The organism is Paraburkholderia dipogonis (genome assembly GCF_042680985.1).
Lineage (GTDB): Bacteria > Pseudomonadota > Gammaproteobacteria > Burkholderiales > Burkholderiaceae > Paraburkholderia > Paraburkholderia phytofirmans.
The window spans coordinates 161465-186766 of record NZ_JBHUFR010000018.1 but is presented as its reverse complement, the minus strand read 5'-3'; the positions used below and the strand labels follow the sequence as shown (position 1 = coordinate 186766).

Here is a 25302-nt window from a genome sequence, read left to right as displayed (position 1 = left end):
GGACTCAGTGACGGATTCCGAAGCTCTTCCGCCTCAGCGCGGCTGCGACTGCCGCTGCTGCTGTTGCTGCGGCGCCGGACGCGGCGGCACGAAGAAATTGCGCAGCCAGGCCGCCATCCGCGAAAACACGTCGTATGGCTCTTCCACGAAAATTTCCGGCTTGAGCAGGCGCAGGAACTCCATGATCTGCTGCGCTTCCTGCTTCTGGAACGAGCCGTGTGAAATACCCAGCCGCAGCAGCCCGCGCAGTTCGCCCAGCTTCTCGCGAGCCGTGCTGCCCACGCTCGTTTCGCACGCCACCTTGGCCTCGTAGACGCGCTGACGCAGCGATTCCACCAGCCGCCACGCGGGCGTCTGCATGACTTCCTCGAGCGCCTGAATATCCTGCGCCGCGCTCTTGATCTGCGCGGCAAGCGGGTCGATCAACGCGGCGTCGCCTTCCGCTTCCTTGACGATCGCCGCCGCCCAGTCGCGGCACTGCTTGGCGAGTTCCTCCGGCGTCCATTCCGAGCGGGCGGCGAAGCCGAAGCCGAACTCGCCCGCCTGCCGCATCAGAATCGCGACGACATCCGGAAACTCCTTGTCCAAAGTGCGTTTGGCCCACGCGTATTGGCCGCCCTGCAACATCCGCTGAACCGCGTGTTCGGTCAGCGGCACCATATTGTCGAGCAGCTTGGCGCGCAAAAAATCCTCAAACGACGGCGTCGCGAACTGCGGATCGAGCTTCAGCGATACCCGCAGAAAAGCGTCGAAATCCTTGCGCAGCGTCGCGATGGTCTCGTCTTTGAGCGTGAGGGTGATTTGACCCATGTGTTATCCCGTTTGGTCCTGCCGCGCGGCCTCGCCACACCGCCCGGCCGCGCGGGCCTTGGCAGACGCGGCGTTCGACGCCGGCGCGCTTGATTCCTGCCTGATGCCGCATCACCAGCGGGACGTATCCCGACGAGCGGACCTCGACTGCATAACGGCGGATCGGGGGGAAACTTAAGGGAGTGCGGGGCAGGGGCGCCCGCTTTAGAGGGAAGCATCGCCCGGCTTGCGCAGACATGGTGCGAGCCGGGCGACGCTGTCGCGGCCTTGAAAGCAGTGCGCGTCTATTTCAGCACGACGCATTGCCAGACAAAAAACACCGTCAGCCCGACGGCGATGGTCAGCAGCGGCCGCCGTGTCAACGCGCTGACGAGCACCGCGGCCAATGCGCCGACCAGCTGGGGATTGCGCCAGGTCAACTCGGCGTCGCCGCCGTGCGGTGCAACCGCCATCGGCACGATGATCGCGGTCAGCACGGTGACTGGCACGAAGCCGAGCGCGGTGCGCACCAGCGGCGGAAACACCAGCCGGTCGCCGAGCACGAAGACGGCGGCGCGGATCACCCACGTGATCGCCGCCATGCCGAGAATCAGAACGACGTAGTTCATTGCGATGCCTCCGCGGTTTTGCCGTTGCCGCGCAAATTGGGCCGCGACGTCGTCAGCAGCACGCCGATCGCCACGCCCGCGAACACCGCGCCGAGCAAACCGAGCTTGTACGGCCACGCCTGCCAGAAGAAGGCCAGCATGCCCGAGGTGACGGCCGCCGCGATGTAGCGCAGCGCGACGAGTTGCGGCACGACGATCGCGATGAATGTGGCGACCATGGCGAAATCGAGGCCGAGCGATTGCAGGCCCGGGAAAGCCGCGCCAAACAGCAGGCCGGCCGCGGTCCAGAGCTGCCAGTTCAGGTACATGGCCAAGCCGGCGCCGAAGAAGTAATGCGGCCCGATCGTGCCGGGCTCCCGATGCCGGTAGTGTTCCCACGCGACGGCGAAGACTTCGTCGGTGAGCAGCGCGCCGAGCACCCAGCGCCAGCGTGCCGGCAGATGCGCGACGTGCGGGGCGAGCGTGGCGCTGTACAGCACGTGGCGCAGATTGACGACGAGCGTGGTCGCCCAGACGACGGCAAAACTCGCGTGTCCGGCAATCAGGCCGAGCGCGATGAACTGCGCGGAGCCCGCGAACACGACGAGCGACATCAACTGGCCGTGCCATAGATGCAACGGGCCGGACGCGACGAGAGTGCCGAATATGACGCCGAAAGGCGCCGCGCCGACCATCATCGGGATGATGTCGCGCGCGCCTGCGGTGAGTTCTTTGAAATGGCTTGGGCCCGTGGGCCCGTCTGCGGTGGAATGGGTCAATCTAGCCTCCTTGGTTCGGGAAGCATAGCGGCGGTGGCCGGGCGGGGCTTGTACGTTCTTGCGGATGGGCAATGGTTCGATGCGGAGGCGGCGCGCGCCAGGCCGTGTCATGACATGCGGCCGGAATGAGCAAATGACATGGCATGCGCAGGTCGCCGGTAATGTGGATGTTGGCGTCGTGTCCGGCGGCTGGGTTGATCGGGGCCGCGCCGCGCCGGAGGCAGCCGCTCGCGTATTTGCGAGCACATGGGATGGCCGAGGCGGTCGAGCGGGATAGGCCGTAGGCAAAGTTCGCATTTGCGTCGTGTCGCGCGGCTGGAGTGCTTGAGGTCGCAGGTCCCACAGTGCGCCCGCAACGCACACACCCGCGTCGCGTCAAACGCCCTGCCAGCGCCCGGGCGGTACGCCGAACATGCGACGAAAGTGTCGCGTGAAGTGGCTCTGGTCCGTGAAGCCGCTGGCGGCGGCGACCTCCGTGACGGAAACGCCCGCGCGCAGCGGCGCGAGCGCGCGCTGCAAGCGCACCTGATTGCGCCATGCGTGGGGCGGCAGACCGGTCGTCTGGGTGAAAAGACGCGCCGCGTGGAACGGCGAGAGTCCCGCGACCTGGGCCACTTCAGCGAGCGTGACCGGTTCGACGAGGTCGCCCGTCAGGCGATCCTGCATGAGCGTCACGCGAGCGTCGTCGGCGGCGAGGCGCGAACGCGCCGGTTGGGTCTGCGCATAGCGCACCAGCAGCGTGGACAAGGCGTCGAACATGGCGGCTTCGGCGGCAAGCGCGTCGCCGCCCGCCTCCAGCAGACGGTGCGCGTGCGCCAGCCGCACGGCCAGATCCGGATCGCGGATCACACCCGGCGCAAACCACGGCAACGCCTGAGGCTTGCCGCTGACCTCGTTGGCGAGGGCGTGGATGAAATCCACCGGCGCATACATCACGCGATACCGCCAGCCCGCCTCGACCGCCTTCGAACCGGTGTGCAACTCGCCGGGATTGATGATGGGTACGCTGCCGGCTTCGGCGACATAGTCGGAACCGAGATACCGATACCCCTCGGCGCCCGCCACGATCACCGGAATCGTGTACGCGTCGTGCCAATGCGGCGTGAACTCGTGATCGTGATATTCGGCCGTGAGCAGGTCCGCGCCGGGCAAAAGCGGCGTGCGCCAGTAGCGGGCGGAATCCTGGAAACGGTGTGCTGCGGTCATGATAAAAGTCCGGCTGGACCGGTCAGTGTAGCGCGTCGCGACCATGGCGCGTCATGCGCTGATGTGCCGGCCGACTGCGTTTTGCCGTAGGGCAGGGTCTACTTGACCGGGATCGTTGTACCGGCCGGCATCGGTACGGCGCTCACGCTGTTCTTCGCGCTGCCGCTGACCACGCGGTCGCTGTAGGTGAGATACACCAGCGAGTTACGCTTTGCGTCGACCACCCGCACCACATGCAGCGACTTGAAGATGAACGACATGCTCACCGAGAACACGTCGGCCTGCTTCTTCACCGGACCCGTGAAGTGGATTTCACCGACCTGCCGACAGGCAATCGACGCTTCAGTTGGGTCTTCAGCGATGCCGAGCGTACCTTTGACGCCACCGGTACGCGCCCGCGACACATAGCAAGTCACGCCTTGAACCACCGGATCGTCATAGGCCTCGACGACCACGCGGTCGGAACCCGTGACGCGGAAATTGGTATTGACGCTGCCGACTTCTTCGCCGTGTGCCGAGGGCAGCAGGAGGGCGGCCGTCGCCGCAAGCGAGATGCGCAACAAAGTGGGTTTCATGGGATGAGCTTGCCGGAAATTGAGCGCGTGGATTGGGCGCGGGATGTGCGCCAGGAAATCGTCATCGTATAACGGCGGGCAGGTCAGATGGCCAATGATCCAGCCGACGCGCCGGTCGTATCGGCGCGAGCACGGCGTCGACCAGGGCAGGGCGACATGGTTTGGCAGCGTGCGGCGCGCAAAAAGAAAAAGGCCCGCACGGATGCGGGCCTTTCAAATTTTTTGGCTCCTCGACCTGGGCTCGAACCAGGGACCTACGGATTAACAGTCCGGCGCTCTACCGACTGAGCTATCGAGGAACAGCAGTACAACTTGATTAACTACAGCTTGATCTACATAAAAAAGCCCGTCTTGGTTAACGGGCTTTTGCAATTCTTGGCTCCTCGACCTGGGCTCGAACCAGGGACCTACGGATTAACAGTCCGGCGCTCTACCGACTGAGCTATCGAGGAACAGAACAACAAACAGCAGAGAAACGAAATTGTAGGAGGAGGTTAAGCGCCTGTCAATACCCTGCGTTCATCTCGATTTCATTCGAATTCGGTTGCGGACGCGACAGGCAGCGAGGCTCAACGTGCGAGCAGCGCGAGCTTTTCCTTCACGTCCTTGAACTCGTCGGCTTCCGGCAGCGGCGCCTTGGTCTTGGTGATGCTCGGCCAGTTCTTCGCGAGATCGGCATTCAGCTCGATGAAGTTCTGCTGGTCGCCCGGCACGTCTTCTTCGGCATAAATGGCGTTCACCGGGCATTCGGCCACGCACACGGCGCAGTCGATGCATTCATCGGGGTCGATCGCGAGGAAGTTGGGACCTTCGCGAAAGCAGTCCACCGGGCACACATCGACACAGTCGGTATAGCGGCACTTGATGCAGCTTTCGGTCACAACGTGAGTCATTCAGGCAGCTCCTGCATGCGGTATCTGGGGAGGCGGAAACGCCAAAAGCGCTATTGTATCGTAACGTCAAGAGGCGCATGCAGCATCGCGCAAGACCGTTTATACGTTTTCGTGATTAGTTTATGGCCTCCGCCCGGCGGCTCCTCCGAGCGCCCGGCGCGGGAGTCTGCCGGCGCGCTGAATACCGGCGCATTCGGGTAACATGCGACAGGCCGGTGCGCACGGGGCGTGCCGTCGCGCATGGGTGAGTCGGGCCTTCGTGTCAGGCCTTCCGTTTCTCCGCAGTCCAGTTCGCACCATCATGATTATTACTTCGCTGCTCGACACCGATCTGTACAAGTTCACGATGATGCAAGTGGTGTTGCATCACTTTCCCGCGGCGAACGTGGAGTACCGCTTCCGCTGCCGAACGCCGAATGTCGATCTCGTACCGTACATCGGCGAGATTCGCGACGAAGTACGCAAGCTCTGCCAGCTGCGCTTTACCGACGGCGAACTCGACTACCTGCGGCGCATGCGCTTCATCAAGGGCGACTTCATCGAGTTTCTCGCGCTGTTCCATCTGAACGAAAAATACATTTCGATCCAACCGTCGCCGAAGGGCAATGGCGAAATCGACATCGAGATCAAGGGACCGTGGCTGCATACGATCCTGTTCGAGATTCCGATGCTCGCGATCGTCAACGAAGTCTACTTTCGCAATACGCAGCAAAAGCCGGACTACAGCGAAGGGCGCGGGCGCCTCGTCGACAAGATCCAGTTGCTCGGCGCGCGTCCGGAATTCGCCGACTGCAAGATTGCCGACTACGGCACACGCCGCCGCTTCTCGAAGCAATGGCACGAGGAGGTGATCCTCAAGCTCAAGGAAGGCCTTGGCGAGCAGTTCGCCGGCACCAGCAACGTGTTCTACGCGATGAAGCACAGCCTCACGCCGCTCGGCACGATGGCGCACGAATACCTGCAGGCGTGTCAGGCGCTCGGTCCGCGGCTGCGCGATTCGCAGATCTTCGGCTTCGAAATGTGGGCCAAGGAATACCGCGGCGACCTTGGCATCGCGCTTTCCGATGTGTACGGCATGGAGGCGTTCCTGCGCGACTTCGATATGTACTTCTGCAAACTGTTCGACGGCGCGCGCCACGATTCCGGCGATCCGTTCGACTGGGGCGAGCGCCTGCTGAAGCACTACGAAGTGAATCGCTGCGACCCGCGCACCAAGATCCTCGTGTTCTCCGACGCGCTCGACATTCCCAAAGTGCTGCAACTCTACGAGCGCTTCCGCGGCCGCTGCAAGCTGGCGTTCGGCGTGGGCACGAATCTGACCAACGACCTTGGCTATAACCCGCTGCAGATCGTCATCAAGATGGTCCGCTGCAACGGTCAGCCGGTGGCGAAGCTGTCGGACTCGCCAGGCAAGAACATGTGCGAAGACAAGGCTTATCTCGCTTATCTGCGGCAGGTGTTCGGCATTGCGCAGCCCGCGGAAGAGGCGGCCAAGTAACGCGGTTGATCGCTAGCTGTCAGTAGCTTATGCCGCGCGTGCGATGCGCGGCAATAGGCCGTTCGGCCAGGGTGTTCGCGCGCAGGGTGGCCGGTATAATTCTCGCCATATCGCACGGCTGTCGACACGAGGATTTCGCACATGGATACATCGCTTGCACGCCGCAACATCCTGGCGCGCATCCGCGCGGCGCAAGGGCGTGAGCCGGAGCCGTCAGCTTCCGAGCGCGAGGCCGCCGCGGACTATCGCGCGCGCCATCCTGCCGGCCCGCGTCCGGAGATGCCGACCGACCTCGTTGCGCGCTTCATTGAAGAAGCGCAAAAAATGGCCACCACGGTGGAATCGGTTGAAGCACTGAACGACGTTCCGGCCGCGGCGCACCGCTACCTCACGCAGCATGCGTTGCCGTTACAAGCCATCGCCTGGCAAACGCTGCAAGATCTGCATTGGACGGAAGCCGGCCTCACCGTCGAATTTCGCAAGCCGCAAGACGGCGACGTAGTCGGTCTCACCGGCTGCTTCTGTGCGACCGCCGAGACCGGCACACTGGTGCTGCTGTCAGGCCCGGAAACTTATGCGTCGGCCGGCCTGCTGCCGGAAACGCACATTGCGATCGTGCCGGCATCTCGCATCGTCTCGGGTCACGAAGAGGCGTTCGCACTGATCCGCAAGGAACGCGGCGAACTGCCGCGCGCGATCAACTTCGTCTCCGGGCCTTCGCGTACCGGCGATATCGAACAGACCATCGTGCTCGGCGCGCATGGGCCTTACCGGGTGCATGTGATCGTCGTGCAGGGCGCCTGAGCGGCAAGCATGGCCGTGCCGCAAAACGCGTGCTCCAGCGTGCGGTCGCAATCAATAACAAGGACTTCAAACCTATGAAAGGACGTGCCGTCTGGACGGGCATGGCGCTCGCGGCTGCATTGGCGCTGGCCGGCTGGCCTCAACTGGCATCTGCCGCCACGCTCGACGGCGCGAACTTGTCGGCGCTATGGGGACTGCCGTTCGCGGGCGTGCTGCTGTCGATCGCGGTATTTCCGTTGATCGCGCCGGCGTTCTGGCATCACCATTTCGGCAAGATCGCGGCGGCGTGGGCGCTGATGTTTCTCGTGCCGTTCGCGCTCAACTACGGTAGCAGCGTCGCATTCGGCACGCTCGTGCATGCGCTGCTCGAAGAATACATACCGTTCATCGTGTTGCTGACGGCGCTGTACACCGTGGCAGGCGGCATCTGCGTGCGCGGCAATCTGCATGGCACGCCGCGCCTGAACACCGCGATCCTCGCGCTCGGCACTTTGCTCGCGAGCATCATGGGCACGACCGGTGCTGCCATGTTGCTGATCCGTCCGTTGCTGCGCGCCAACGACAATCGCAAGCACGTCGTTCACGTGGTCGTGTTTTTTATTTTCCTCGTGGCCAACGCGGGTGGTTCGCTTTCGCCGCTGGGCGATCCGCCGCTCTTTCTCGGCTTTCTGCAGGGCGTGAGTTTCTTCTGGACCACCCTGCATCTCGCGCTGCCGATGCTGTTTGTCTGCGGCGTGCTGCTGGTCGGGTTCTATGCGCTGGACTTGCATTACTTTCATCGGCGCGAAGAGGAGCGTTCGCGTTTTCTCGATCCGACGCCCGACACGCCGCCGCTCGGCATCGACGGCAAAATTAATTTTGTGCTGCTTGCCTCGGTGATCGCGCTCGTGCTGATGAGCGGGCTGTGGAAACCGGGCGTGGAATTCGACGTGTTCGGCACGCACGTGGCGTTGCAAAACGCCGTGCGCGATGCCGCACTGATCGGCGTCACCTTGCTCTCGTTGGCGCTTACGCCGCGCGCGGCTCGCGCGGGTAACGACTTCAACTGGGCACCAATCGAAGAAGTGGCCAAACTGTTCGCCGGCATCTTCGTGACGATCGCGCCGGTCATCACGATTCTGCGCGCGGGCGAGGCGGGCGCGTTCGCGGGCATCGTCCATCTGGTCAACGACGCCTCGGGCCAGCCGCACGACCTGATGTACTTCTGGGCGACCGGGCTGCTATCTTCGTTTCTCGACAACGCGCCGACTTACCTCGTGTTCTTCAACCTGGCCGGCGGCGACGCGCAGGCGCTCATGACCACCGGCGCCAACACGCTCGCGGCGATCTCGGCCGGCGCGGTGTTCATGGGCGCGAACACGTATATCGGCAATGCGCCGAACTTCATGGTGAAGGCAATCGCGGAATCGCGCGGCGTTCACATGCCGGGTTTTTTCGCGTATCTAGGCTGGTCAGCCGTGGTGTTGTTGCCGCTTTTTCTTGTCACCGGCTGGCTCTTTTTTTGACGCCGAGGCAATCGAACTCGACGCGCTTTACGGAGAATTGCAATGCAGAAGATCCTCGTCGCCCGTCCGATCTTTCCCGATGTGATCGAACGGCTCAAACAGTATTTCGACGTCGACTGGAATCAGGGCGACGTGTTGCCCGCCGACGAACTGCAACGCCGTCTCGCGGATAAAGACGGCGCGCTGACCGCGGGCGATCCGGTCGGTGCCGCCGAACTCGCGGCGGCGCCGCGTCTGCGCGTGGTGTCGAATATGGCGGTGGGCTACAACAACTTCGAGATGGCCGCCTTCAACGCGGCCAACGTACTCGGCACCAATACGCCAGACGTGCTGAACGAATCGACCGCGGACTTCGGCTGGGCGCTGATGATGGCGGCGGCGCGCCGCATCACCGAATCGGAGCACTGGCTGCGCGCGGGCCAATGGCAGAAATGGGCGTATGACGCGTTTCTCGGCAGCGATCTGTACGGCTCGACGCTCGGCGTGATCGGTATGGGCCGCATTGGCCAGGCACTCGCCCGTCGTGCGAAGGGCTTCAACATGCAGGTGATTTATCACAATCGTTCGCGCGTGGCGCCCGAGATCGAGGCAGAGTTGAACGCGGAGTACGTGTCGAAGCAGGACCTGTTACGGCGTGCGGATCATGTCGTGCTCGTACTGCCGTACACGAAGGAGAACCATCACACGATCGGTGCGGCCGAACTCGCGCTGATGAAACCAACCGCGACGCTTACGAATATCGCGCGCGGCGGTATCGTCGACGACGCGGCGCTGGTCGAGGCGTTGCGCTCGAGGCAGATTGCCGCCGCCGGTCTCGATGTGTTCGAAGGCGAGCCGAATCTGAATCAGGATCTGCTCAGCGTGCCGAATGTCGTGCTGACGCCGCACATTGCCAGCGCGACCGAAGCCACGCGCCGCGCCATGGCGAATCTCGCCGCCGACAATCTGATCGCGGGCCTGGGTGAAGGTCCGCGCGCGGGGCGGCCGCCGAATCCGGTCAACCCCGAGGTCATCGGCAAGGCGCGTTCATGACAATGTATCTGGTGGCGGCCGTCACCGTGCTGGCGGTCGCTTTGGTTATCGCACTGGCTTTGCTGATGCGCGTGCATAGCCGGGCGGAGGACAACGAGCAATTCGAGTTGCTCAACGAACGCATCGACGTGGCGACCGACGCGCAAGCGCACGCCTATGAGCGGCTTGAGCGGCAATTGCGCAATGACATCACCGAGACGGCGCGCGTGTCGCGCACCGAGCAGAGCAGCGGCTTCGCGCATTTTCAGCAGACGCTGGCCGCGCAGTTCAGCAGCATGACGACGGTGCAGGCCGGCAAGATCGACGGCTTCGCGCAACAGCTCGACGCCGTGCGCCACAGTCTGCAGGCGCAGGCTCAGCAGGCGCGTGACGAACAAGGCCGCTCGCTCAAACAGTTTGGCGATACGTTGAGCCTGCAACTGGGGCAGATCACCGAGGCGAACGACCGCCGCTTCACGGAAGTGCGCGCGACCATCGAACAGCGGCTGAAGGATATCGAGGCGAACAACTCGCTCAAGCTCGACGAAATGCGACGTACCGTCGACGAAAAATTGCACGCTACGCTTGAACAGCGGTTGGGTGAGTCGTTCAAGCTGGTGTCGGACCGGCTCGAACAGGTGCACCGTGGGCTGGGCGAGATGCAGACGCTGGCGGCCGGCGTCGGCGATCTGAAAAAGGTTCTCACTAATGTGAAGACGCGCGGCACGTGGGGTGAAGTGCAGCTCGAAGCATTGCTCGAGCAATTGCTCACCGCCGATCAGTACGCGAAAAACATCGCGACGGTGCCGAGAAGCGCGGAGCGCGTCGAGTTCGCGATCAAGCTGCCAGGGCGCGCGGAACAGGGCGGTGCGGCCACACCTGTGTGGCTGCCCATCGACGCCAAATTTCCGCGTGAAGACTACGAACGTCTGATCGAAGCGCAGGAACGCGCCGATCCGGTCGCGGTGGAAGAAGCGTCACGCGCGCTCGAAGCGCGGATTCGTGCCGAGGCGCGCACGATCGCGGAGAAGTACGTGTCGCCGCCGCATACCACCGACTTCGCGCTGCTGTTTCTGCCGACTGAAGGGCTCTATGCGGAAGTGTTGCGCCGGCCGGGCCTGACGGACCTGCTGCAACGCGACTATCGGGTGACGATTGCGGGGCCGACAACGCTCACCGCCTTGCTCAATAGTTTGCAGATGGGTTTCCGCACGCTCGCAATCGAGAAGCGATCGAGCGAAGTGTGGCAGGTGCTCGGCGCGGTGAAAACGGAGTTCGGCAAATTCGGCGACGTGCTGGCCAAGACGAAGGCGCAACTGGAAACCGTCACGCGGTCCATTGAAGCGGCGGAAACGCGCACACGCGTCATGAGCCGAAGATTGCGCGATGTCGAAGCGTTGCCGGGTGAAGAGGCGAGTGGGTTGCTCGGCGATGCGCTGTCGGGGGTGGATCCCGACGAACAATGACGCAATCGTGCGAGCGGTTTGCTATTCGTAGCGGCGCGGCAAGTTGGCTCCGCGAAACCAACGCAAGAACACGCCTGGCACTTGCTCAGGCGCTTGCGCCTGCCGCCAGCTGCTCCAGCGCTTCGCCCGCCAGACGCACCACGCGCCAATCCGGCATGACAGCCGCGCCCAACTTTTCATAGAAGCTGATGGCCTGCTTGTTCCAATCGAGCACGGTCCATTCGAACCGCCCGCATTGCCGTTCCACCGCCAATGCGGCAAGACGCTGCAACAACGCGGTGCCAAGACCGCTACCGCGTTGGGAAGGTTGCACGTAGAGGTCTTCGAGATACAGTCCGCGTTTGCCGACAAAGCTCGAGTAATTGTGAAAGAACAGCGCATAGCCGACGATGCGGCCTTCGCTTTCCGCCACCAGCGCTTCAATGGAAGGCCGCGCGCCGAACAGCGCGTCGCGCAAGCCGTCTTCGGTCGCAACGAACACGTGCGTGAGACTTTCGAACTGCGCGAGTTCGTACGTCAGCGCGAAGATGGCGCCGGTGTCCGCGGGCGTGGCGGCGCGGATCGTCGCGGGCATTACGCCTCTTCCGGCGCGTCGGTCAGCTGGATTTCAATGCCGCCGAAGCGCGACGCCACCCAGTTGTACGCATGACAGGCGATCCACAGCAGGATGAAACCGAGAATCGCATTCAGCAGCAGCGCGCTGAACACCGTGCTCAGTTCCACCGAACCGTAGCGCACGAACGCGACCAGCACGCCCAGCAGCACGATAGGCACCGAAAACGTCAGGTACACGAGGATCAGTGCTTTGGCCGTCTGTCCCGGTGCAATGAACGAGATCTGTTTTTTCATGTAAGTCAAACCCGTGTGTCGTAGTGGTAATGGGTAAAGCAGTCAATGAGCGCTGAGGGATGCGTTGCCTCGGCCCCGCGTGCGCCGTCAGATGAGACCGTCGAACAGCATGATCGCGACGCGCTCTCCTTCGGCGACTTCGCCGTCATCGTGCTCGAGCACGATGAAGCAATTGGCTTCGCTCATCGAACTCAGCACGCCGGAGCTTTGCGAACCGGTCGGCGTGACGTGCCATTGTCCATGCGCGTCCTGTTTCGCGACGCCGCGCTGGAATTCGGTGCGCCCGGCGCGCTTGCGGATGGCCCGGCGGCTCATGGCGTGGATGACCGGCAGCGGTTGCGGCGTGGCGCCGGACATCAGCAGCAGCACTTCCCGCACGATCTGATAGAACGCCACCATCACGGCGACCGGATTGCCCGGCAAACCGAAGAATAACGCGGGAAGCCCCGCACCCGGTCGCTCGCCGGACCAGACGCGGCCGAAGGCGAGCGGGCGCCCCGGGCGCATGGCGAGACTCCAGAACGCGACGTCGCCGAAAGTTTGCAGGAGTTGCTTGGTGAAATCGGCCTCGCCGACCGACACGCCGCCCGAGGTCAGCACCACGTCGGCGTTCGCCGCGGCGCTGCGCAAGGCGGCTTCCATCGCGGCGGGCTCGTCGCGCACCACGCCGAGGTCGAGCGTGTCGACGTTCAGGCGCCGCAGCATGGCAAACAGCGTGTAGCGGTTGCTGTCGTACACGCAACCCGGATCGAGCGGCTCGCCGAGCGAGCGCAATTCGTCGCCGGTCGAGAAGAAGGCGACGCGCAGACGCCGCCTGACATTGACTTCGCCGATACCGAGCGAGGCCAGCAAACCGAGGTCCGACGCGCGCATGATGCGGCCCGCCCGCAGCGCGGCATGACCGCGCGCGAGGTCTTCGCCGGCGAGGCGCCGGTTTGCGCCGGCCGACACGGCGGTGGCCGCAAAGCGGATCGAATCGGAATCGGCGCCGCGCTCGACGAGTTCTTGCGGCACGACCGTGTCGCAGTCGGCTGGCATGCAGGCGCCGGTCATGACGCGCACGCATTGCGCGGTCTCGACGCGGCCCGCGAACGGATGCCCGGCCAGCGCCTTGCCGACGATCGCCAGTTCGACAGCGGCCGCGCCCGTGGCGAGTGCCGCGCGGTTGAACGCGTAGCCGTCCATGGCGGAGTTGTCGTGCGAAGGGACGTCGATCGGCGACACGATATCGCCCGCGAGCACACGGTCGAGCGCGTCGCGCAAGGCCACGCGTTCAACCGCAGCGACCGGCGCGGCCCACTGACGAACAATCGCCTGTGCGGCCGGGACAGGTAGCGCGTGAGGATCGTACTGCGCGACGCAGCGGGAAAATTCGTTAGACGTGGTCATGAAGAGCTGGGCGTCGCGACCGGCGGCGGGTGCGGGAGCGGCGGTTGCCGTGCGGCCGGAGCGGGATTTCAACCGGGGCCTCAATCACGCTGGAGGTCGGCGAGTTCTTGTAGCGAATTGATATTGTAAAACGCGCGCTCGTCGGTAAAGACGACTTCCACCGTCTTGTGGCGCGCGTACCACGCGCGAACTTTACGCTCGCCGGCTTCCAGAAAGGCCGACAGATCGTCCGCGAGGTTTGAACGCAAGAGCGCGAAGACGGGATGCAAGGATGTTTGGCCGTGCGCGTCGGTGGTGTTGACCGTGGCGATGTCGGCTGCGTTCGAGTCCAGCGCGTACGCGAGGCGCTCGGCCAGATTGACGGGCAGCCATGGCGAGTCGCAGGGCGCACTGAGCACGTACCCGGTCGCGGCTGCGCGCAGCCCGGCGAGCAGGCCGGCTAGCGGGCCCGGAAATCCAGTCAGAGTGTCAGTCACCACCGTGGCGCCGAACGGCGCGCCGAGCGTGTTGTAAGTCTCGAGGTGACGATTGGCGTTGATCAGGAGCGCGCCGGTTTGCGGCGCGAGGCGCTTGAGCACATGCGCGGCGAGCGGTTCGCCGTGCAGCATTTGCAGGCCCTTGTCGGCGCCGCCCATGCGCATGCCGCGGCCGCCCGCGAGCAACAGTCCGGTGATGTGTTCGCGCGCCGGCTTCATGCGCCGCCGCTCAGCCGCCGATATACGACATTTCCACGCGACGGCCATCCCGCGCGCGTGAATCGGCGGAGGCGCTGCCGCGCAGTTGCGAGTAGCGGTCGCCGCGGTCCTGCCAGATTTCGGCGATGGCAGTGGCGATGGCGGCGTCGCTCGCGCCGTTGCGCACCAGCGCGCGCAGGTCGTGCCCCGACGAGGCGAACAGACACAGATAGAGCTTGCCTTCCGTCGACAGGCGCGCACGCGTGCAGCTGCCGCAAAACGCGCGCGTCACGCTCGAAATCACGCCGATCTCGCCGCCGCCGTCCACGTAACCCCAGCGCTGCGCGGTCTCGGCGGCGCTGTGCGCTTCGAGCGGCGCGAGCGGGAAGTGCTCGGCAATGCGCGTGACAACGTCGGCGGACGGCAGCACTTCCGTCATGTTCCAGCCGTTCGACGTGCCGACGTCCATGTATTCGATAAAGCGCAGTACCGCGCCCGAGCCCTTAAAGTGACGCGCCATCGGCACGATTTCGCTGTCGTTGGTGCCGCGCTTGACGACCATGTTCACCTTGACCGGCGCGAGGCCCACCGCGTGCGCCGCGGCAATGCCGTCCAGCACGTCGCCGACGGCGAAATCCGCGTCGTTCATGCGACGAAACAAGGTGTCGTCGAGCGCGTCGAGGCTCACCGTGACGCGTGTCAAACCGGCGTCTTTCAGGCTGCGCGCCTTGCGTTCCAGCAGCGAACCGTTGGTGGTCAGCGTCAGATCGAGCGGACGGCCCGCCGGCGTGGTCAGTTGCGCGAGGCGTTCGATCAGGAATTCCAGATTTTTGCGCAATAGCGGTTCGCCGCCCGTCAGACGGATTTTCTCGACGCCATGTGCGACGAACAGCCGCGCCAGCCGTTCGATTTCCTCGAAGCTCAGCAAGGCGCTGTGCGGCAAAAACGTGTAGTCCTTGTCGAACACCGCGCGAGGCATGCAATAGACGCACCGGAAATTGCAGCGATCCGTGACCGAGATGCGCAGGTCGCGCAGCGGCCGCGCGAGCGTGTCGTGCAGCGCGCCGCTGGGCGTCTGCACAGGGCCGGCGATAACCGGCACGGCGCTGAGATCGGCAACAGGGATGATGCGTCGGGACATGAATTGCTTCGATGAATTACGTCGGTTAGTGCTTGAAATCAAAGCTAGATATTCATTCTATCGGAAATGATTCCGGCAGCGCGGGCACCCCGGGCCGTGTCGGGGTATACGGGGAGTGGCATACCGCGGCTCGCCTGAGCTGCGGCGCGAGCTCATGAAAACAAAAAGCCCGCCGGTGAGGGCGGGCTTTTCGAGTGCGGCAGGGCAGCTTACTGCGGGTGCTGGCCTGTTTCCACCTGCTGCATCGGCGCGCTGTCGAGCGGCGGCAGCGGCTTACGTTCGCGAGCCACGCGAGCCGGCTTGACGGTCTGCGCAGCCACTTCCTGAGCCGCGCGCAGCTTGTCGGCGTCGGTGTTCACCCAGACGAGGCCGGCTTGTTCCAGCACCGGCTTCAGGGCTTCCGCCGACACGGCGGCTTGACGCGGCGCTTGCTGCGCAGCTTGCGGTGCGACGGCGACGGGCGCCGGCTCGATCGCTGCCGGTTCGGGTGCCGGTGCGACCGCTGCCACGACCGGCTGCGGTTCGACGATCTCGGCCTGCTGGGCGGGTTGAACAACAGGCGCTTCGATCGCCACAGCCGGAGCCGCGGTTTCGACCGGAGCCGGGGTAGCGGCTTGTGCTTCGACAACCGGCGCAACCGCCGGCGCTTCGACCTGCGCATGAGCCGGGGCTTCGACGCGTGCGACCGGTTCAATCAGCGAAACCGTTTCGCCAGCGGCCGGCGCAGCTTGCGCTGCTTCGACCGGTTCCGCAGCGGCTTGCGCCACCGGCGTTTCGGCGACTGCCGGCGCAACCGGCGCTTGCGCGACCGGGACTACCGTTTCCGTCTTCGCAGCCTTTTCGACGGCCAGAGCCGGCGTTTCGGTTGCGGCGTGCAGTTCGGTCACCACGGCGGTTTCCGTCGCGACAGCGGCGACCACTACTTCCACCGGCGTGACGTCCTTCGCCTCGGCGGCTTCCGGTTTGCGCTCGACCGGCTGATGCGCCGCGCGCACCGGCGCTTCGTCGCTTGCGCTCGCATTGTCGCCTTCAGCTTCCGCGACGTCCGCTGCCAGATTGCCGTTCACGTCCTCTTCACGCTCACGACGGCCACCGCGACGGCCGCGACGGCGACGACGACGCTCTTCGCCTTCACGCGCCACTGCTTCCTGATCGATCGGCGCGCCGTTTTCGCCCAAGGCGGTCTGGTTTTGCACCAGTTCTTCCGCCGTTTGCGCTTCGCTTTGCGTCAATGCGTCCGCGGTTTCTGTTTGCGGCTTGCGGCGTTCGCCACGCTCCGCGCGCTCGCCACGTTCACGGCGCTCGCCGCGTTCCTGACGTTCGCCGCGCGGTGCGGCTTCCGCCGTTTCCGCGCGCTCGGTACCGCGATTGTCGCGGTCACGGTTTTCTCGACCCTCGCGCGGCTCACGGACCTCGCGCGGTTCGCGGCCTTCGCGCGGCTCACGATTGCCACGCGGTTCGCGCGCTTCACGTGCTTCGCGCGGCTCGCGGCCTTCGCGTGTTTCACGCGCCTCACGGCCTTCACGCGGCTCGCGTTCTTCGCGGCGTTGCGACGGCTGCTGACCTTGGGCTTGACGAGCGCCGGTCGTACCTTCGCCACGGCCCGCTGCATCGCGAGTACCCGTGCCGGTGCGGCGATTGCGGTTGCGATCGCCGCCTCGTTCGCCGGTGCGCTCACCGCGCTCCGTGCGTTCGCCGCGTTGCGGACGCGCCTGCTTTTCAGTCGGTGCCGGCGCGACGGGCGCCGGAGCGGCCGGCTGCACGCCGAACAGATTCTTCAACCAGCCGATAAAGCCACCGCTCGCCGGCGTGACCGCGACTGGAGCCGGGGCCGCGACCGGGCGAACCGGCGCGCTCGGCGCCGGCTTTTCAGGCGTGATGCCCTTGACCGCCGCTTCCTGCTTCGGCTTCACTTCTTCGGTACGCTTGCTGTAACCGGTTTCCGATTCCAGTTCGCGAGCCGCTTCTTCGGCCATTTTCCACGAAGCGCGCGGATCGTCGAGACGCGCGTCGTCATGACGAAGGCGCTCGAGCTTGTAATGCGGCGTATCGAGGTGTTTGTTCGGGATCAGAACGACGTTGACCTTGAAACGCGACTCGATCTTGTTGATTTCGGCGCGCTTTTCGTTCAGCAGGAAGGCGGTCACTTCGACCGGCACCTGGCAATGGATTGCCGCGGTGTTTTCCTTCATCGCTTCTTCCTGAATGATCCGCAGCACTTGCAGGGCGGACGATTCGGTATCGCGGATGTGGCCCGTGCCGTTACAGCGCGGGCAGGTCACGTGGCTGCCTTCCGAGAGGGCCGGACGCAGACGCTGACGCGACAGTTCCATCAGGCCGAAACGCGAGATCTTGCCCATCTGGACGCGCGCGCGGTCGTGCTTGAGCGCGTCTTTCAGGCGTTGCTCGACTTCGCGCTGGCTCTTGGCCGATTCCATGTCGATGAAGTCGATCACGATCAGGCCGCCCAGATCGCGCAGACGCAGCTGGCGGGCCACTTCGTCGGCGGCTTCGAGGTTGGTGCGCGCGGCCGTTTCCTCGATGTCGGCGCCCTTGGTGGCGCGTGCCGAGTTCACGTCGATCGCGACCAGCGCTTCGGTGTGATCGATCACGATCGCGCCGCCCGAGGGCAGCGGCACCGTGCGCGAGTACGCCGTTTCGATCTGATGTTCGATCTGGAAGCGCGAGAAGAGCGGTACATCGTCGTGATACCGCTTCACCTTGCTGACATTATCCGGCATCACGATATCCATGAAGGCGCGGGCCTGGTCATGGATTTCAGTGGTGTCGATCAGAATTTCGCCGATGTCCGGCTGGAAGTAGTCGCGGATCGCGCGGATCACGAGGCTCGATTCGAGATAGATCAGCATCGGCTGACCGCTCGAACCGCTTTGCGACGCGGCCTCGATCGCGCGCCACAGTTGCATCAGGTAGTTCAGGTCCCACTGCAGTTCTTCGGCGCTGCGGCCAATGCCGGCCGTGCGCGCGATGATGCTCATGCCTTCCGGCAGTTGCAGCTGCGCCATGGTTTCGCGCAGTTCCTGACGGTCGTCGCCTTCGATCCGGCGCGACACGCCGCCGCCGCGCGGGTTGTTCGGCATCAGGACCAGATAACGGCCGGCGAGCGAGATGAACGTGGTGAGGGCCGCGCCCTTGTTGCCGCGTTCTTCTTTTTCGACCTGGACGATCAGTTCCTGGCCTTCACGCAGCGCGTCCTGGATGCGCGCGGAGCGCATATCGACGCCGTCGCGGAAATACTGGCGGGCGACTTCCTTGAACGGCAGGAAGCCGTGGCGGTCTTCGCCGTAGTTGACGAAACAGGCTTCGAGCGACGGCTCGATGCGAGTAATGATGCCCTTGTAAATGTTGCCTTTGCGCTGTTCGCGCCCGGCGGTTTCGATGTCGATATCGATGAGTTTTTGCCCATCGACGATGGCGACGCGCAGTTCTTCCTGCTGCGTCGCGTTGAACAACATTCGTTTCATTGAACGGCTCCAGAGCGGCTTAGCCTGCCGCTCCGCCGCGCGGTTGTCAGTCGCGAGGGCGAAGCGGGCAGCGGCATGCCGCGCCTTATTGTGTTTTCACAAGCACGCTGGAGCGGGAAAGCTGGTGGGAGAATTGCCTGAGAGGGCACGGCCCATAAAAACGGGCACGGTGCCGCAGGGCACATGCGAACACGGCTTCAAATAACGACCCGACACGCCGCGGGTTCTGCCGGCCGACCTTCATAAGCCTTCGTCCACTCGCGCCGGTGCGCCAACTGGGCGCGTGACCGGAGGGTCGAAGGCTGCGGTCGTGCCGCAGCGGGAAGTTCGCGCAGTCGGCGCGTCTTTTCCTGCTGGGGGTGTCTCGCCTCATTTTGACGTCGCCATGTCTTGTATTTTCTACAAGACGCCTTGGGCGCACGCCGTATTTTCGCAACCTGCAGCTTCGTGGAACAGGGCGTCAGACCGCCCGATACCGAAGCTGAAAGTTAAATTCTTTTTTACCAAAATTCCGTTACCGTCGAAGCCGACCTTGACCGAACGCGCCTGTGGGCGCCGTCCCTGCCGGGCACTGACTTCGTGCGTGCAACTTGTTGCATCTCATTTTCAGGGTGAGCAACCAGACCCCGGCGCAAGTAAAATAACGGTTTATCGCTTGCACCTGCGCAATCCGCCCGAATTCCGGACACTGCGCCGGCCGCCGCAGACTGCTGGGCAAATTATATTCAGAATGAAAGAGTTAGGCAAAATATCCCAGAAATCGGTCGCAAGCGACCAGGTCTCGATGATCGAGATCGACGACAGCGCGGCCGGACAGCGCATCGACAACTTCTTGTTGCGCGTATGTAAAGGCGTGCCAAAAAGCCATATTTACCGCATCCTGCGCAGCGGGGAAGTGCGGGTGAATAAGGGCCGGATAGACGCACAATATCGTCTTGAACTGGGCGATCTGGTGCGCGTGCCGCCCATTCGCGTCGCTCAGCCGAGCGAAACGGCCGCCCAGGCTCCGGTCCCGACCGCCCATTTCAAAATTATTTTCGAAGACGAGCACTTGCTTGTGATCGATAAACCGGCCGGTGTGGCGGTCCACGGCGGCAGCGGCGTCGCGTTCGGCGTGATCGAGCAGATGCGCGAGGCGCGTCCGCAGGCGAAATTTCTCGAACTGGTGCATCGGCTGGATCGTGAGACGTCCGGCATTCTCATGCTCGCCAAGAAGCGCTCGGCGCTTGTCAATCTGCATGAGCAGATTCGCGAGAACAAGATGGACAAGCGCTACTTTGCTTGCGTTCACGGCGACTGGGCGAGCGACTGGGGCCGCCGCCGCGCGGTCAAGGAGCCGCTGCACAAGTATTTGACCGCCGACGGCGAGCGCCGCGTGCGCGTACAGCCGGACGGTCTCGCGTCGCACACGGTGTTCAATCTGATCGACCGCTGGCCGGAATATGCGTTGCTCGAGGCGGAACTGAAGACCGGACGCACGCATCAGATCCGGGTCCACTTGCAGCATCTGGAGCTGCCGATCGTCGGCGACGCCAAATACGGCGATTTCGCGCTGAACAAGGCACTGGCGCGCGCCAACGCCAAGCCTGGCCTGAAGCGCATGTTCCTGCACGCTTACCGGCTGAAGCTCACGCACCCGGCAACCGGCGCGCCGCTGCAGTTCGAGGCGCCGCTGCCGGCCGAATGCCGCAGCTTCATCGCACAACTCAACGAACTACGAAATGGGTCACACCCGGAGACGGCACCGCATGGCTAGAGAGCAATTTGATCTGATCGTCTTCGACTGGGACGGGACCTTGATGGATTCGACCGCGCACATCACGCGCAGCATCCAGTCGGCGTGCCGCGATCTTGGCCTGCCGGTTCCCGCCGACGAGGCGGCCAGCTATGTCATCGGCCTTGGTTTGCGCGACGCACTGCAGATTGCCGCGCCCACGCTCGATCCTTCGGACTATCCGCGGCTGGCCGAGCGTTACCGCTTCCATTATCTGGTGAAGGATCAGACCACGGAACTGTTCGTCGGTGTGCGCGAGATGTTGCAGGAGCTGCGCGATCAGGGCTATTTGTTGGCCGTGGCCACCGGCAAGAGCCGCGTCGGGCTGAATCGCGCGTTGGATCAGTCGCGCCTGACGAGCCTGTTCGACGGTACGCGCTGCGCCGACGAAACGTTCTCCAAGCCGCATCCGGCGATGCTGCACGAATTGACGCGCGAACTGGGGCAGGATAACGCTCGCACGGTGATGGTCGGCGATACGACGCACGATCTCCAAATGGCGATCAACGCGGGCGTCGCGGGTATTGGCGTCACATATGGCGCGCATCCTGCGGATTCGTTGAGCGCGTTGTCGCCGAAATTCGTTGCGTCGAGCGTCAGCGTGCTGTCCGGCTGGCTGCGGGAGAACGCATGAACACCGTTGCCTCTCAAGCGCAAACGGAGGCGGTTCGCGTCTGCGCGTCGGATGAGCTGGTCGACGGCGGCGCGGGCGTGCGCCACGCGGCGAAGCTCGGTGGCGACGACGTCGTCGTATTCTTTGTCCGCTACGATGGCCACGCCTACGGCTACCTGAACCGTTGCGCCCACGTGCCGATGGAGCTGGACTGGGCCGAAGGGCAGTTCTTCGAATCGTCCGGTTTATACTTGATGTGCGCCACACATGGTGCGATTTACGCGCCGGATACGGGCAAATGCGTCGGCGGTCCGTGCCGCGGCGGCAAATTGCGGCCGGTCCAGGTGGACGAGCGCGATACGCCGGAAGGCCGAGCCGTTTTCTGGCTGCCAGACGGCGAATTGCGCCCGGCCACATCCTGATTTTTCTCTTCTCTGACCTTTCCACTGCACCGCATGTCCGACAATTTGACTCCCGAGCCGAAGGAACCGTCTCTGAATGGCCGCCCCAGCATGCCTGCTGATGAGCCGGGCTGGGAACGCGCCGCGCTCGAACGTATCGCGCTCGCGGCGATCAACGAACAGCGCGCGGCGCGGCGCTGGAAGATTTTTTTCCGGTTTGTTTTTCTGGTGGTAGTGCTGCTGGCGATCTGGGCGGCTATCGACTTCTCCGGCGACAAGGTTGCCGCCACCGGTCGGCACACGGCTATGGTGACATTGGACGGCGAGATATCCGCAGATACGAACGCGAACGCTGAAGATATCAACACGGCGTTGCAGAGCGCCTTTGACGACGCCGGCACGGCAGGCGTGATCCTGCGCTGCAATAGTCCGGGCGGCAGCCCGGTGCAGGCGGGCATCATTTACAACGAAATTCGTCGATTGCGCGCTAAATACCCGTCAATTCCGCTGTATGTAGTCGTGGGCGACATGTGCGCGTCGGGCGGTTACTATGCGGCCGCGGCGGCTGACAAGATTTATGTCGATAAGGCGAGCATCGTCGGTTCGATCGGCGTGCTGATGGACAGCTTCGGCTTCACCGGCCTGATGGATAAGCTGGGGATTCAGCGGCGTTTGCATACATCTGGTGAGAACAAGGGCTTTTTCGACCCATTCTCGCCGGAAACGCCGAAGATGGACGAACATGCTCAAGATATGCTCGATCAGATCCACGCGCAGTTCATCGACGCGGTGCGTCAAGGGCGTGGCAAGCGCCTGCATGAAACGCCGGACATGTTCTCGGGCCTCTTCTGGACTGGCCAGAAGAGCGTCGAACTCGGGCTCGCCGACGGTTTGGGCGACGCCGATTATGTGGCCCGCGACCTGTTCAAGGCGCCGGATATCGTCGACTACACGGTAAAAGAGAGCATTACGGACCGTGTTGCGCGCAAGTTCGGCGCGGCTGTCGGTAGTGGCGCGGTTCATGCCATGGCGCTTGGTGGGAAGATGAGTCTGCGCTGATTTACAGGTGACGCTTCAAGAAGCGCCGCCCGGTCGTCGTTTGATGATCGCGCGGCGCTTTCTTTTAGTCTCACAACTTGCAGTCAGACCTAATCAAACGGCCAGGATCAGAAAAATAGCCGGCCGCTTGTGCAGATCGATCGCCGGCTTCTTCTTCCAGTCGGCCACGGTGCGGCTGGCGATTGTCTCCGTTTCCAACGTCAGATCCACTGCCACGCAGACGAGCGTGGAAGGCGCACACGTCGCCAGCAGCGTATCCAGCAACGCGCGATTCCGGTAGGGCGTCTCGATAAAGATCTGCGTTTGCTTGCCTTTGCGCGACTGCTGCTCCAGGTCTCGCAGGCGCTTGGCCCGCTCCGTGGCATCGACCGGCAGGTAGCCGTGGAAGGCAAAGCTCTGCCCGTTGAGCCCTGACGCCATCAAAGCCAGCAGAATCGAACTCGGGCCTACGAACGGCACGACTTTCACGCCGCGTTCATGCGCGCGGCGCACCAGCAGGGCGCCGGGGTCGGCGACCGCCGGACAGCCCGCCTCGGAAACGAGGCCGGCGTCCGTGCCGGCAAGAAGCGGCGCGAGCAGCTTGTCGATCTCGCCGGTCGGCGTATTTACATTCAGTTCGCGAATTTCGATTTCCTGGATCGGCCGTTCCGTGCCGACTTTCTTTAGGAAGGCACGCGTGGTTTTCGCGTTTTCGCCGATGTAATAGTGAAGCGATGCCGCACGGGCACGCACCGGTGAGGGCAGGACGGCGTCGAGCGCCTCGGTATCGCCTTCGCCCAGCGTGTTTGGAATCAGATAGAGTGTGCCGCTCATTGAGCCTCCAATAGTGGATAACCCACTGCGAGCAGCATGCGCGACAGTGCGATCAACGGCAGGCCGACAAGCGCGGTCGGGTCGTCGGAATGGATGGCCTCGAGCAAGGCGATGCCGAGCCCTTCGGACTTGGCGCTACCCGCGACGTCGTACGGCGTTTCGGCCAGCAGGTAGGCCTCCAGCGTGGCATCCGGCAGATTTCGGAAATGCACGCGGGTGATGACGTCGACGGCTTGGACGTTTCCCGACCGACTGTCGAGCAGACACAGCGCACTATGAAACAGCACTTCGCGGCCGCGCATTGCCTGCAACTGGGCAAGCGCCTTGTCGTGCGTGCCTGGCTTGCCGATCTGCAGGCCGTCGTAGGTGGCGACTTGGTCGGAGCCGATCACAAGCGCCGCTTCACCGGCGCCGAGTCCGCCGGCCACCGCGCGAGCTTTGGCTTGCGCGAGCCGCAGCGCGGTGACTTCGGGCGTTTCGCCGGCGAGCGGTGTTTCGTCGATTGCGGGCACGACGACATCGAACGGCACGCGCAGGCGTTCGAGCAGTTCGCGACGATAAGGCGAACTCGACGCCAGAATCAGGCGTGGCGGGCGATTGGGAGAATCTGGCATGGGTAATCGACGGCTAGGGAGGCGGGGCGTACGGGGTTGCGCGAAGCTCGCGCGCGTACGGGCTTAAGTGTTTGACTCGAAAAGACAAAACGGATATGATTTCGGGCTTTTCATCGGTATGCTTGCGCTAGGCGAGTCTCGGTGCGTGTCAAGGGCAGTGATTACTGTCGGCAAACACATGAGTCTCACGGGCTGTCTCGCAAATCGGTTATACCTCGCGGTTATATCCGGCGAAATTCTTGCCGACGCAGGAGCGCACATGACTCAACATCCTGGCAACCCTGCAGGTCTGTCCGACCCGCATGATATCGATCTGTTCGAATTCGCGCGGAGTGGGCGTCAGGCCGCGGGTGTCGTGCGCGTCTCGCAACTGCCGCGCATGTTAAACGAAGTCCCGGCAGAAGCGCCAGACCGCGATGCCGCGTTCACCTGGCAAGCCGAAGGGGCGACGCAGCCGGAATTGCAGGACGACGGTACCGAGGGTCCCCAGCCTTATTTGAGGATGGCGATTCACGGCGCTGCCTGGCTCGAATGTCAGCGGTGCATGACACCGTACTTGCAGGCATTCAACGTCGATGCAACTTATCGGATCGTCAACACTGAGGCGGAAGCCGAAGAGTTTCCGCTCGACGAGGATGAAGTCGAAGTGATCGTGGGTTCGAACCATTTCGATCTCATCGACTTGATCGAAGAAGAGTTGCTGCTTTCCTTGCCGCTCGTGCCCAAGCACGAGGTCTGTCCCGAAGTGCACGAGAGCCTTGTCTCGGGTGTGGCCGGTACTGAAGGCGAGGGCGACGAGGGCGCACTGGATGAAGCGGGTGAGGGTGGCGAGCCCGAACGGCCTAATCCGTTTGCGGCGCTCCAGAGTCTCAAGCGCGGTGAGCCGGGCGACAAGAAGCATTGAACAGTTGCAGGGAGCGCGATGCGGGCGCGTTGGCCATTCGGCCAATGGCGGAGACCGGATCGGGCTGTGTTAGAATTCGGAAAATTTTTAGGAGTTAGTCATGGCAGTTCAACAAAATAAGAAGTCGCCGTCGAAGCGCGGCATGCACCGTTCGCACGATTTCCTGACGGCAGCGCCGCTGGCCGTGGAACCGAGCACGGGCGAAGTGCATCTGCGTCACCACGTTAGCCCGAACGGCTACTATCGCGGCAAGAAAGTCGTCAAGACGAAGAACGATTAATCGTTTCATTGCGCGTTTCACTGCGTGTCGCCTTGTGGCGTTTCGCGTGGCGATCGGCTCGCTTGACATTTTCCCGGCTCGGCAAGAAGGCGGCATTCAACTGCCGCTTTTTTGTGTCGATCGCAGTTGGCGCCTCAGCGCTTACTATGATTCCATGCAGGGCGTCTGAAAT

25 protein-coding genes and 2 tRNA genes are annotated in these 25302 nt (G+C 63.5%); 11 read left to right on the top strand and 16 right to left on the bottom strand.

The window, feature by feature from the left end; translation table 11 throughout:
* Window positions 1-33: 33 nt before the first annotated feature.
* The 8 genes from ACFSNN_RS24470 to fdxA form a co-directional block, all read right to left on the bottom strand.
* On the bottom strand, window positions 34-810 hold the full coding sequence (locus ACFSNN_RS24470; RefSeq protein ID WP_012433913.1) for a DUF4088 family protein: 777 nt from the start codon (window positions 808-810) through the stop codon (window positions 34-36).
* Window positions 811-1094: 284 nt separating this feature from the next.
* The gene (locus ACFSNN_RS24465; protein WP_106283783.1) at window positions 1095-1418 is read right to left on the bottom strand and encodes an AzlD domain-containing protein; all 324 of its coding nucleotides are present in this window, start codon (window positions 1416-1418) and stop codon (window positions 1095-1097) included.
* Window positions 1415-2176: an AzlC family ABC transporter permease gene (locus tag ACFSNN_RS24460; protein ID WP_134458187.1), complete on the bottom strand. Its 762-nt coding sequence runs from the start codon at window positions 2174-2176 to the stop codon at window positions 1415-1417. Before ACFSNN_RS24460 ends, ACFSNN_RS24465 begins: the two co-directional genes overlap by 4 nt.
* Before the next feature lie 375 nt (window positions 2177-2551).
* The gene (locus ACFSNN_RS24455) at window positions 2552-3382 is read right to left on the bottom strand and encodes an AraC family transcriptional regulator (protein WP_134458189.1); all 831 of its coding nucleotides are present in this window, start codon (window positions 3380-3382) and stop codon (window positions 2552-2554) included.
* Window positions 3383-3480: 98 nt separating this feature from the next.
* Window positions 3481-3957: a CreA family protein gene (locus ACFSNN_RS24450; protein ID WP_134458191.1), complete on the bottom strand. Its 477-nt coding sequence runs from the start codon at window positions 3955-3957 to the stop codon at window positions 3481-3483.
* A gap of 223 nt (window positions 3958-4180) precedes the next feature.
* Window positions 4181-4256, bottom strand: a tRNA-Asn gene (locus tag ACFSNN_RS24445).
* Window positions 4257-4333: 77 nt separating this feature from the next.
* Window positions 4334-4409, bottom strand: a tRNA-Asn gene (locus ACFSNN_RS24440).
* A gap of 117 nt (window positions 4410-4526) precedes the next feature.
* On the bottom strand, window positions 4527-4850 hold the full coding sequence (fdxA, locus tag ACFSNN_RS24435) for a ferredoxin FdxA (RefSeq protein ID WP_020069367.1): 324 nt from the start codon (window positions 4848-4850) through the stop codon (window positions 4527-4529).
* Window positions 4851-5151: 301 nt separating this feature from the next.
* Between fdxA and pncB the strand changes: the two genes are divergently transcribed.
* The 5 genes from pncB to ACFSNN_RS24410 all read left to right on the top strand — a co-directional run bounded on the left by pncB (window position 5152) and on the right by ACFSNN_RS24410 (window position 11134).
* Complete coding sequence (gene pncB / locus ACFSNN_RS24430; RefSeq protein WP_134458193.1) at window positions 5152-6348, top strand: nicotinate phosphoribosyltransferase; 1197 nt, start codon at window positions 5152-5154, stop codon at window positions 6346-6348.
* A 141-nt stretch (window positions 6349-6489) separates the two neighbouring features.
* Entirely contained in the window at window positions 6490-7152 is a 663-nt protein-coding gene (locus tag ACFSNN_RS24425) for a LutC/YkgG family protein (RefSeq protein WP_134458195.1), read from the top strand.
* 74 nt (window positions 7153-7226) lie between these two features.
* Window positions 7227-8657, top strand: a complete 1431-nt coding sequence (locus ACFSNN_RS24420; protein WP_134458197.1) for a sodium:proton antiporter — start codon at window positions 7227-7229, stop codon at window positions 8655-8657.
* 42 nt (window positions 8658-8699) lie between these two features.
* Window positions 8700-9689: a 2-hydroxyacid dehydrogenase gene (locus ACFSNN_RS24415; RefSeq protein WP_134458199.1), complete on the top strand. Its 990-nt coding sequence runs from the start codon at window positions 8700-8702 to the stop codon at window positions 9687-9689.
* On the top strand, window positions 9686-11134 hold the full coding sequence (locus tag ACFSNN_RS24410; RefSeq protein ID WP_134458201.1) for a DNA recombination protein RmuC: 1449 nt from the start codon (window positions 9686-9688) through the stop codon (window positions 11132-11134). Before ACFSNN_RS24415 ends, ACFSNN_RS24410 begins: the two co-directional genes overlap by 4 nt.
* An 85-nt stretch (window positions 11135-11219) precedes the next feature.
* On the opposite strand, the gene ACFSNN_RS24405 is transcribed toward ACFSNN_RS24410, so the two are convergent.
* The 6 genes from ACFSNN_RS24405 to ACFSNN_RS24380 all read right to left on the bottom strand — a co-directional run bounded on the left by ACFSNN_RS24405 (window position 11220) and on the right by ACFSNN_RS24380 (window position 18672).
* Window positions 11220-11708: a GNAT family N-acetyltransferase gene (locus ACFSNN_RS24405; protein ID WP_134458203.1), complete on the bottom strand. Its 489-nt coding sequence runs from the start codon at window positions 11706-11708 to the stop codon at window positions 11220-11222.
* Window positions 11708-11983, bottom strand: a complete 276-nt coding sequence (locus ACFSNN_RS24400; RefSeq protein WP_006053283.1) for a hypothetical protein — start codon at window positions 11981-11983, stop codon at window positions 11708-11710. Before ACFSNN_RS24400 ends, ACFSNN_RS24405 begins: the two co-directional genes overlap by 1 nt.
* Window positions 11984-12070: 87 nt before the next feature.
* The gene (gene moeA, locus ACFSNN_RS24395) at window positions 12071-13372 is read right to left on the bottom strand and encodes a molybdopterin molybdotransferase MoeA (RefSeq protein WP_134458205.1); all 1302 of its coding nucleotides are present in this window, start codon (window positions 13370-13372) and stop codon (window positions 12071-12073) included.
* An 80-nt stretch (window positions 13373-13452) separates the two neighbouring features.
* A complete protein-coding gene (gene mobA / locus ACFSNN_RS24390) occupies window positions 13453-14067 on the bottom strand; it encodes a molybdenum cofactor guanylyltransferase MobA (RefSeq protein ID WP_134458207.1) in 615 nt (204 codons plus the stop codon).
* A 10-nt stretch (window positions 14068-14077) separates the two neighbouring features.
* Window positions 14078-15187: a GTP 3',8-cyclase MoaA gene (gene moaA, locus ACFSNN_RS24385; protein WP_134458209.1), complete on the bottom strand. Its 1110-nt coding sequence runs from the start codon at window positions 15185-15187 to the stop codon at window positions 14078-14080.
* 209 nt (window positions 15188-15396) lie between these two features.
* On the bottom strand, window positions 15397-18672 hold the full coding sequence (locus tag ACFSNN_RS24380) for an Rne/Rng family ribonuclease (RefSeq protein WP_134458211.1): 3276 nt from the start codon (window positions 18670-18672) through the stop codon (window positions 15397-15399).
* 730 nt (window positions 18673-19402) lie between these two features.
* Here ACFSNN_RS24380 and ACFSNN_RS24375 point away from each other — a divergent pair.
* Genes ACFSNN_RS24375 through ACFSNN_RS24360 form a run of 4 tightly spaced genes read left to right on the top strand, consistent with a single transcriptional unit; the run spans window position 19403 to window position 22519 of the window.
* Window positions 19403-20428, top strand: coding sequence for an RluA family pseudouridine synthase (locus tag ACFSNN_RS24375; RefSeq protein ID WP_134459124.1), 1026 nt, complete (start codon window positions 19403-19405; stop codon window positions 20426-20428).
* Complete coding sequence (locus ACFSNN_RS24370; RefSeq protein WP_106309894.1) at window positions 20421-21080, top strand: HAD-IA family hydrolase; 660 nt, start codon at window positions 20421-20423, stop codon at window positions 21078-21080. Before ACFSNN_RS24375 ends, ACFSNN_RS24370 begins: the two co-directional genes overlap by 8 nt.
* Window positions 21077-21481, top strand: coding sequence for a Rieske (2Fe-2S) protein (locus ACFSNN_RS24365; protein WP_134458213.1), 405 nt, complete (start codon window positions 21077-21079; stop codon window positions 21479-21481). Before ACFSNN_RS24370 ends, ACFSNN_RS24365 begins: the two co-directional genes overlap by 4 nt.
* Before the next feature lie 33 nt (window positions 21482-21514).
* Window positions 21515-22519: a S49 family peptidase gene (locus tag ACFSNN_RS24360; RefSeq protein WP_134458215.1), complete on the top strand. Its 1005-nt coding sequence runs from the start codon at window positions 21515-21517 to the stop codon at window positions 22517-22519.
* Between the two features lie 93 nt (window positions 22520-22612).
* On the opposite strand, the gene ACFSNN_RS24355 is transcribed toward ACFSNN_RS24360, so the two are convergent.
* Entirely contained in the window at window positions 22613-23332 is a 720-nt protein-coding gene (locus ACFSNN_RS24355) for an SAM-dependent methyltransferase (protein WP_134458217.1), read from the bottom strand.
* Window positions 23329-23946, bottom strand: a complete 618-nt coding sequence (locus tag ACFSNN_RS24350) for a Maf-like protein (RefSeq protein ID WP_134458219.1) — start codon at window positions 23944-23946, stop codon at window positions 23329-23331. The genes ACFSNN_RS24355 and ACFSNN_RS24350 overlap by 4 nt, the downstream gene beginning before the upstream one ends.
* Window positions 23947-24205: 259 nt before the next feature.
* Here ACFSNN_RS24350 and ACFSNN_RS24345 point away from each other — a divergent pair, with 259 nt between their 5' ends.
* On the top strand, window positions 24206-24850 hold the full coding sequence (locus ACFSNN_RS24345; protein WP_134458221.1) for a DUF177 domain-containing protein: 645 nt from the start codon (window positions 24206-24208) through the stop codon (window positions 24848-24850).
* 100 nt (window positions 24851-24950) lie between these two features.
* Window positions 24951-25130, top strand: a complete 180-nt coding sequence (gene rpmF / locus ACFSNN_RS24340; protein ID WP_006051932.1) for a 50S ribosomal protein L32 — start codon at window positions 24951-24953, stop codon at window positions 25128-25130.
* Window positions 25131-25302 lie beyond the last annotated feature (172 nt).

Excerpts from the sequence above, each read along its gene's own strand:
- ACFSNN_RS24470 (WP_012433913.1), bottom strand. The coding sequence starts at position 810 with ATGGGTCAAATCACCCTCACGCTCAAAGACGAGACCATCGCGACGCTG.
- ACFSNN_RS24465 (WP_106283783.1), bottom strand. The coding sequence starts at position 1,418 with ATGAACTACGTCGTTCTGATTCTCGGCATGGCGGCGATCACGTGGGTG.
- ACFSNN_RS24455 (WP_134458189.1), bottom strand. The coding sequence starts at position 3,382 with ATGACCGCAGCACACCGTTTCCAGGATTCCGCCCGCTACTGGCGCACG.
- ACFSNN_RS24450 (WP_134458191.1), bottom strand. The coding sequence starts at position 3,957 with ATGAAACCCACTTTGTTGCGCATCTCGCTTGCGGCGACGGCCGCCCTC.
- fdxA (WP_020069367.1), bottom strand. The coding sequence starts at position 4,850 with ATGACTCACGTTGTGACCGAAAGCTGCATCAAGTGCCGCTATACCGAC.
- pncB (WP_134458193.1), top strand. The coding sequence starts at position 5,152 with ATGATTATTACTTCGCTGCTCGACACCGATCTGTACAAGTTCACGATG.
- ACFSNN_RS24425 (WP_134458195.1), top strand. The coding sequence starts at position 6,490 with ATGGATACATCGCTTGCACGCCGCAACATCCTGGCGCGCATCCGCGCG.
- ACFSNN_RS24420 (WP_134458197.1), top strand. The coding sequence starts at position 7,227 with ATGAAAGGACGTGCCGTCTGGACGGGCATGGCGCTCGCGGCTGCATTG.
- ACFSNN_RS24415 (WP_134458199.1), top strand. The coding sequence starts at position 8,700 with ATGCAGAAGATCCTCGTCGCCCGTCCGATCTTTCCCGATGTGATCGAA.
- ACFSNN_RS24410 (WP_134458201.1), top strand. The coding sequence starts at position 9,686 with ATGACAATGTATCTGGTGGCGGCCGTCACCGTGCTGGCGGTCGCTTTG.
- ACFSNN_RS24405 (WP_134458203.1), bottom strand. The coding sequence starts at position 11,708 with ATGCCCGCGACGATCCGCGCCGCCACGCCCGCGGACACCGGCGCCATC.
- ACFSNN_RS24400 (WP_006053283.1), bottom strand. The coding sequence starts at position 11,983 with ATGAAAAAACAGATCTCGTTCATTGCACCGGGACAGACGGCCAAAGCA.
- moeA (WP_134458205.1), bottom strand. The coding sequence starts at position 13,372 with ATGACCACGTCTAACGAATTTTCCCGCTGCGTCGCGCAGTACGATCCT.
- mobA (WP_134458207.1), bottom strand. The coding sequence starts at position 14,067 with ATGAAGCCGGCGCGCGAACACATCACCGGACTGTTGCTCGCGGGCGGC.
- moaA (WP_134458209.1), bottom strand. The coding sequence starts at position 15,187 with ATGTCCCGACGCATCATCCCTGTTGCCGATCTCAGCGCCGTGCCGGTT.
- ACFSNN_RS24380 (WP_134458211.1), bottom strand. The coding sequence starts at position 18,672 with ATGAAACGAATGTTGTTCAACGCGACGCAGCAGGAAGAACTGCGCGTC.
- ACFSNN_RS24375 (WP_134459124.1), top strand. The coding sequence starts at position 19,403 with ATGAAAGAGTTAGGCAAAATATCCCAGAAATCGGTCGCAAGCGACCAG.
- ACFSNN_RS24370 (WP_106309894.1), top strand. The coding sequence starts at position 20,421 with ATGGCTAGAGAGCAATTTGATCTGATCGTCTTCGACTGGGACGGGACC.
- ACFSNN_RS24365 (WP_134458213.1), top strand. The coding sequence starts at position 21,077 with ATGAACACCGTTGCCTCTCAAGCGCAAACGGAGGCGGTTCGCGTCTGC.
- ACFSNN_RS24360 (WP_134458215.1), top strand. The coding sequence starts at position 21,515 with ATGTCCGACAATTTGACTCCCGAGCCGAAGGAACCGTCTCTGAATGGC.
- ACFSNN_RS24355 (WP_134458217.1), bottom strand. The coding sequence starts at position 23,332 with ATGAGCGGCACACTCTATCTGATTCCAAACACGCTGGGCGAAGGCGAT.
- ACFSNN_RS24350 (WP_134458219.1), bottom strand. The coding sequence starts at position 23,946 with ATGCCAGATTCTCCCAATCGCCCGCCACGCCTGATTCTGGCGTCGAGT.
- ACFSNN_RS24345 (WP_134458221.1), top strand. The coding sequence starts at position 24,206 with ATGACTCAACATCCTGGCAACCCTGCAGGTCTGTCCGACCCGCATGAT.
- rpmF (WP_006051932.1), top strand. The coding sequence starts at position 24,951 with ATGGCAGTTCAACAAAATAAGAAGTCGCCGTCGAAGCGCGGCATGCAC.